The sequence below is a fragment of the Pseudomonadota bacterium genome (assembly GCA_010028905.1).
Taxonomy (GTDB): Bacteria; Vulcanimicrobiota; Xenobia; order RGZZ01; family RGZZ01; genus RGZZ01.
The window spans coordinates 1-6,122 of record RGZZ01000311.1 but is presented as its reverse complement, the minus strand read 5'-3'; the positions used below and the strand labels follow the sequence as shown (position 1 = coordinate 6,122).

The window sequence follows — 6,122 nt, the reverse complement described above, 5'->3', positions numbered from 1 at the left end:
CGGCGCCGAGACCGATCTCGACATGCACGGCGGCAGCGACGACCTCGCGCCTGCCTTCGACCCCTGGGATGATGCTGCCCCCCGGGTCTTGACCCTTCCTCCGCGACTGTCCCCCTGGCGCGTGAGCGCGTGCGTTCTGCGCCCCAGCGAGGCCGCGGTGCTGCTGGCGAACATCCCCACAGAGGTGACGGGCGGCCTTCACGCCGCGGGCGATCTCGTGGTATGGTCGGCCGTATCGCGATTCACCCTCTCGCTCATGCTGCGCGGACGCCTCGTGCCGAGCCTGCTGCGCGACTCCCGCGGCGACGAGGGCTCTTCCGCGCGTGCAACGCCGCGGCCCGGCTGGGGGTGTGCCCTCGACGCCGACGCCGACGCACGCGCCCTCGAGCAGCTCGGCGCGGCCCTGGCTCCGGCGCCCCCCGCCGCACGCGAGCACATCACCCGATTCGTGAACACCGCCGCCGACGGGCTGGCGCGTCACTGGCTCTCGCGCGGCGTGCTGAGCGCGGGCGCCGAGACAGGGGCGCCCACCTCCCCTCTGCAGGCCTTCATCGACGCCCTTCGCGCTGGAAAGCCCGTCGTCGACGCCCCTGCCGAGACCCTTGCGCCTCTCGCGGAGGCCTTCGACAGCTGGTGTCGTCCGCTGACCGAACCCGTGAAGCCACCAGACTTCCGCACGGGCTTCCGCCTCGAGCCACCCGCGGGGGGCGAGGGGGCGTGGACGGTTCACTTCTTCCTCGAATGCGTGAACGAGAGCGAGCCGCACATCACCGCGGCAGAGATCTGGGAAGGGTCACCCGTTCGACTCGAGCGCGGCCCCCTGAACCTCGATCGCCCCCATGCCCATCTGCTGGCCGATCTGGGGCGAGCCTTGCGCGTGTTCCCCGCGCTGGCTCGCGCGCTCACGTCTGCCACCCCCGTCTGCTGCGCGCTGTCCCTCGACGAGGCCGCCACGTTCGTGCGCTCGACGGCGTGGCTGCTGCAGGAGTGCGGGTTCCGGGTGCTGCTGCCGACGTGGGCCGCCGACCCCTCAGCCGCGCCGCGACTGGTTCTCTCTGCCCATGCCGGCGATCTCCCGGACGGTGAAGCCCGATTCGGGCTGCAGACCCTGCTGGCCTATGAATGGCGGGTGGCCCTGGGAAGCGACGAGATCGACGCGCGCGAGTTCGAGCGGGTGGTTGCGCAGAAGATCCCCCTGGTGAGGCTCCGCGATGCGTGGGCCCTGATCGAGCCCGAGCCGGCCGCAGCGCTGCTGTCGATGTGGCGCCAGCACGATGGCGTGCCGCTCACCCTCGGGGAGGCGCTGCGGCTGGCCTCCGCGGGTGATGACGCGCACCTCGACGTGACCCCCGTCGAGCTCATGCTCGATGGAGAGCTGCAAGCGCTCACCGACGCGCGCAAGGTGACGCCCATCGCGCAGCCGGGCGATCTGCGGGCGCAGCTGCGCCCCTATCAGGCCCAGGGATTCGCCTGGATGGCCGATCGCATGGCTAGAGGGCTGGGGGCATGCCTGGCCGACGACATGGGCCTGGGCAAGACCATCCAGGTCATCACCCTGCTGCTTCACGATCGCGGAAACGGTCCGTGGCTGCTCATCTGCCCGACCTCGCTCATGGGGAGCTGGGCCCGGGAGATGGCGCGCTTCGCGCCCACGTTGCGCGTGGCGTTGCACCACGGCCGCGATCGAGGCGTCCCGGACAGCGAGGCCGACGTGGTGGTGACGACGTACGGCCTTGCGATGCGCGATGACGCCCTGCTTGCGCAGACCTGGCGCGGCGTGGCCCTCGACGAGGCACAGTGCATCAAGAACGCCGAGTCGCGACAGGCGCGCGCGGTGCGGTCGCTTCGAAGCACCCTGCGACTCGCCCTCACCGGCACACCGGTCGAGAACCGGCTGACCGACCTGTGGGCCATCATGGAGTTCCTCAATCCGGGGATGATGGGCACCCGCGACGCATTCAACCGGCGGTTCGCCACGCCCATCGAGCGATGCGGAGACGAGGGCAGGCGTCACCTGCTGCGAAAGGCCGTCGAGCCGTTCCTGCTGCGACGGGTCAAGACCGACCCCACAGTGGCCCCGGATCTCCCTGAGAAGATCGAGCGCAAGGTCGCCTGCATCCTCACTCGCGAACAGGCCTCGCTGTACGAGGCGACCGTGCGCGAGCGGCTGGGGCAGATCGACGCCAGCGCCGGAATCGCAAGACGCGGGCTCGTTCTCGCCACCATGATGCGCCTCAAGCAGATCTGCAACCACCCCGCCCACTTCCTCGATGACGACAGCCCCCTCGACCATCGAAGCGGAAAGCTGACGCGCCTCGAAGAGATTCTCGGCGGAGTGCTCGAGGGCGGTGAGCGTGCGCTGGTGTTCACGCAGTTCCGTGAGTGGGCGGTGCGGCTGGGCGCCCATCTGCGACAGCGCTTCGGCGTCGACGTGGCCTGCCTGCACGGCGAGACCACGCGCGAGGAGCGCGACGCCCTGGTCGAGCGGTTCCAGCGCGACGACGGCCCCCGCGTGCTGGTGCTCTCGGTGAAGGCGGGCGGCGTGGGGCTCACCCTCACCCGGGCCACCCACGTGTTCCACTACGACCGCTGGTGGAACCCCGCGGTCGAGAACCAGGCCACCGATCGGGCGTACCGCATCGGCCAGCGCAGCGTGGTGCACGTGCACAAGCTGGTGTGCCAGGGCACCCTCGAGGAGTCCATCGATCGCCTGCTCGACGCCAAGCGCGACCTGGCCGAGAGCGTGGTGGGCAGCGGCGAGTCGTGGCTCACCGAGATGACCACCGCAGAGCTGGCCGATCTGCTCGTTCTGAACAGCAACGCCGTGGAGGAAGAGGAATGACCATCGACACGCATCCCGTCGAAGCGTCGGCACGAATCACACGTCCGCACTGGGGGCGCCGCTGGCTCGACGCCCTGCGTGAAGCGCGCGTTCTCGCCCCCAGCGCCGAAGGCCGCGCGCTGGCGAGACAGGGGGCGACGCAGGCGGTCCAGTTCGGACCGGGGCGCCTCACGGCACGGGTGTGCGACGACGGGGGCGCACGGTTCGAGGTTCGCCTGCAGGCCGAGATCTTCGACCATCTGCAGTGGCGGCGCGTGACGGCGGCACTTCGTCAGCGTCCTCTCTTCGCGGCCCGCCTGCTGGCCAACGAGGTTCCCCCCGAGATCGACGGGGTGTTCGACGAGATGGGGCTGTCGCTGCTGTGGGCGCGTGATGTCGATGCGAGCTGCAGCTGCGCCGCGCCATCGTGCGCGCATCTGTGGGCCGCGTGTCAGGCGGCGAGCGACCAGATCGGCGCCGACGCATCTGCGCTGCTGGTGCTGCGAGGACGCACCCGAGAGCAGCTGCGCGACGCGCTGCGCCCCAATGACGCCCCGACCCTCGACCCTGTCGAGACGCTGCCCGTCGATGTCGAGGCCTTCTACGGCGAGGCCCTTCCCGTGACGCCAGCCGTCGACTTCCGACCCCCACACGTGCACGGCGCGGTGCTGGCGCGCCTGGGGTCACCGCTGCCCGGCTGCGATGAGACGCAGCTGCGCCAGGCCCTCGCTCCCGCCTATGCCTGGATCGCCGCCCAGGTCGGTCGGGTCATCAGCACGGGTCGCTCATAGCGCTCACGCTACCAGTGGGCGCGCAGCAGCGGGTTCTCGTCACCGCTCTCGTCACCGGCGAGGTCGGTGCGAGCCAGTATGGCGGCGCGGAACTCGTCTTCGGTGAAATCGAGTCCGGCCTCGCGGATGAGCCGCAATGCGTCATCCCACGATTCGGCCTCCTGGAACTCGTGCCCGAACGCAGGATCAGACTCGAGCTTGTCAACGAACTTCTCGGCATCAGCCACCGACATGAGACGTTCCCTCCCTGCCCAGATCATCGCGATGTGATCTGAAAGCGTGTTCGCAGGCGCGGCAGGTGGCTCCTATCGATCTGGCGACTCGCAGTCGTCGGAAAGCGCCACAAAAACGAAAGACGCCCTGGAGGCTCTGCTCCGGGGCGTGGGAGTTGACATCCCAAGTGAACCGAGATCCACTGTCTCTCTGGGCGGATTCGCATCTCGCTTCAGGCTGCGCTTGCCCGATTCGGTCAGACACGTTTGGAGGACCGCTTGGACCCCCGTGACGCGGCATTGCAATGACTTGCGGTCAGAGCTCCGTCATTACTCTCTCGCCCACGATTCGTCACCATCTCGTGGGGCCAGCCCGTCTTGCTCGGGCACTCTGCGCGGGTCGTCAACGTCTCGCGCGGAGAGGGTGTTCACGCCTTTTCCCTGGCGGTCGACTGCGTTGCCGCTTCCGACACTCGAAGTATACCACCGGCACACCGGGCGTCAATCTGTGAATTGCTGTGGACAGCTGTGGATAAGCCGTACTCGGCCCGTGGTTGTGCCGAAAAAGATGTGCAAAAGAAAATTTCGAAGGGGGGGGCCTGCCTCTGGCGAACCCTGCTGTGGGAGGAAATGCTACTCGCCGCAGAAGCTCCCCGCGCTGTGGCCCAGGCGCCCCCAAGCCCACCCCTCGCGCAGGGAGCGCCAGGAGCTTATCGGTCGCCACGTGCGTCAACACCCGCACCCGCCGCATCACCGCGCGCCAGCAAAGCCCCCCAGCGGCAGCACGCACCACACGATCCCCGCAACGACGACCTGAACGCCGTCTTCGGGCAATCGTACTTCGACTTCGCCCGCGACCACAACTGCGACCTCGATACCGTTGCGCTGCTGCGCGCGCGCAAGCTGACGGGCGAGAAGCCCCTCGTGCTCGTGCACATCGACTACCACGCCGACATCATGCGCAACAACGAGCACATCTCCATCCGTCACGAAGGCATCGGCAACTACATCAACCGACTCATCTCCGACGCCACGGTGAGCGAGGTCTACTGGGTGCTGCCCGACCACTCGGCCTCGGCGGAGCAGCGCCATCTGTTCTGGGACGAGAGCCGCTCGGTCGACGTCTACTTCAATGACGGCCCCCGCGACCAGACGCTCTGGGTCGACCCACGCGACGGCCACATCGCCTTCTCACGGCCCCACGACGTGCGGGGGCTGCGCGCCGTGCAGGTGCACAAGCGCCTGCTCTCGCAGCTGCCCTCGTTCGCGACGCTCGACGCGCCGCTGTGGATAGACATCGACGCCGACTTCTTCTCGAACACGGGCCTGTGGACGCGGGGGAAGGCGAGCCTCCACTACGGGCCCGGCCAGCTCGAACAAGAGCTGGCGCGATTCGTTCGAACGCTGCGCGAGAAGGGGGCCCGTCCTGCGCTTACCACGGGATGCCTGTCTCCCGGGTTCACCCACGCCGACGACCTCGCGCTGCTGCGCCGGTTCTTCTACAGGATGGGAGAGCACGCAAAGACGGGGGAGTGCGTGGTCTTCCGGCATCGTCGCGGTGATCGGGGAGACGCCGAGTACGGCAATCGGCTGCACGGGCGGGTGGTGGCGCTCGACGAGCGCCCCCAGTACCGCACGCTCTACCGCCTCGAGGCGCTCGACGCCACGCACCTCAACGACGACGGCCGCATCGGGCTGCGCGCGGGAGACCGGGAGCGAGACGCCGCCATTCGCATCCGCACGCGCCCTCGACACCCTCATGGCGCTGTCGCGCGTGGGCGGAATCCCCGATGTCTCCATCGACCTGGTGCGCGTGCGCGCGGTCTACGAGGCAGGCTGCAACACACCGCCCCCCCACGCTCCGTCGAAGCTGTCACCCCTGCAACGCCCCTAGAGGCACCACCAGGCCACGGTGCCCCAGTGACGTCGATGCCCCGTGAAATCGTGCTTACCCTGCTTCTTCCGGGCGTTCTCCCGGAAGAAGCGAGGGAAGCACGAAAGTGCGTGCCTCTCTCGTGGAACAACCCGCTGACCGCCTCAAGACTCGGTCTCGGGCTCCTCCTGACCATCTGAGAAATCAGACGGCTTGAGCGATTTGATGAAGGCCCTGAACGCCTCGTCGTCACGCTTCGCCTGCTCTTCATCAGCAACGTGGGCCGTCGCCAGCGGAATGCGCGAGGTGACGAAGATGGGGGCGTCGGCGCGCAGCGCCAGGGCGATGCCGTCAGACGGGCGCGCGTCGAGATCGAAGATCTGTCCGGCGCTCTCGAGCTCGACCCGCGCCAGGAACGTGCTCTC

At 68.6% G+C, this 6,122-nt stretch carries 5 protein-coding genes; 3 read left to right on the top strand and 2 right to left on the bottom strand.

The features are described from left to right. The coding region (locus EB084_17705; protein ID NDD30095.1) for a DEAD/DEAH box helicase at positions 1 to 2,842 on the top strand (2,842 nt) is incomplete at its 5' end. After that, a complete protein-coding gene (locus EB084_17700; GenBank protein NDD30094.1) occupies positions 2,839 to 3,612 on the top strand; it encodes a hypothetical protein in 774 nt (257 codons plus the stop codon). The genes EB084_17705 and EB084_17700, both read left to right, overlap by 4 nt. A gap of 8 nt (positions 3,613 to 3,620) precedes the next feature. Here EB084_17700 and EB084_17695 read toward each other — a convergent pair whose 3' ends face one another. Then, positions 3,621 to 3,872 carry a Nif11-like leader peptide family natural product precursor gene (locus tag EB084_17695; protein ID NDD30093.1) on the bottom strand — a complete coding sequence of 84 codons (252 nt, stop codon included), beginning with the start codon at positions 3,870 to 3,872 and terminating at the stop codon, positions 3,621 to 3,623. Between the two features lie 612 nt (positions 3,873 to 4,484). On the opposite strand from EB084_17695, the gene EB084_17690 reads away from it, so the two are divergent. Then, positions 4,485 to 5,897 carry a hypothetical protein gene (locus EB084_17690; protein NDD30092.1) on the top strand — a complete coding sequence of 471 codons (1,413 nt, stop codon included), beginning with the start codon at positions 4,485 to 4,487 and terminating at the stop codon, positions 5,895 to 5,897. On the opposite strand, the gene EB084_17685 is transcribed toward EB084_17690, so the two are convergent. Next, positions 5,862 to 6,122, bottom strand: a 261-nt coding sequence (locus EB084_17685; GenBank protein ID NDD30091.1) for a hypothetical protein, incomplete at its 5' end; no start/stop codon positions are given. The genes EB084_17690 and EB084_17685 overlap by 36 nt on opposite strands.

Bases quoted from the DNA above. Each gene is read 5' to 3' on its own strand.
- EB084_17700 (NDD30094.1), top strand. From the start codon at position 2,839: ATGACCATCGACACGCATCCCGTCGAAGCGTCGGCACGAATCACACGT.
- EB084_17695 (NDD30093.1), bottom strand. From the start codon at position 3,872: ATGATCTGGGCAGGGAGGGAACGTCTCATGTCGGTGGCTGATGCCGAG.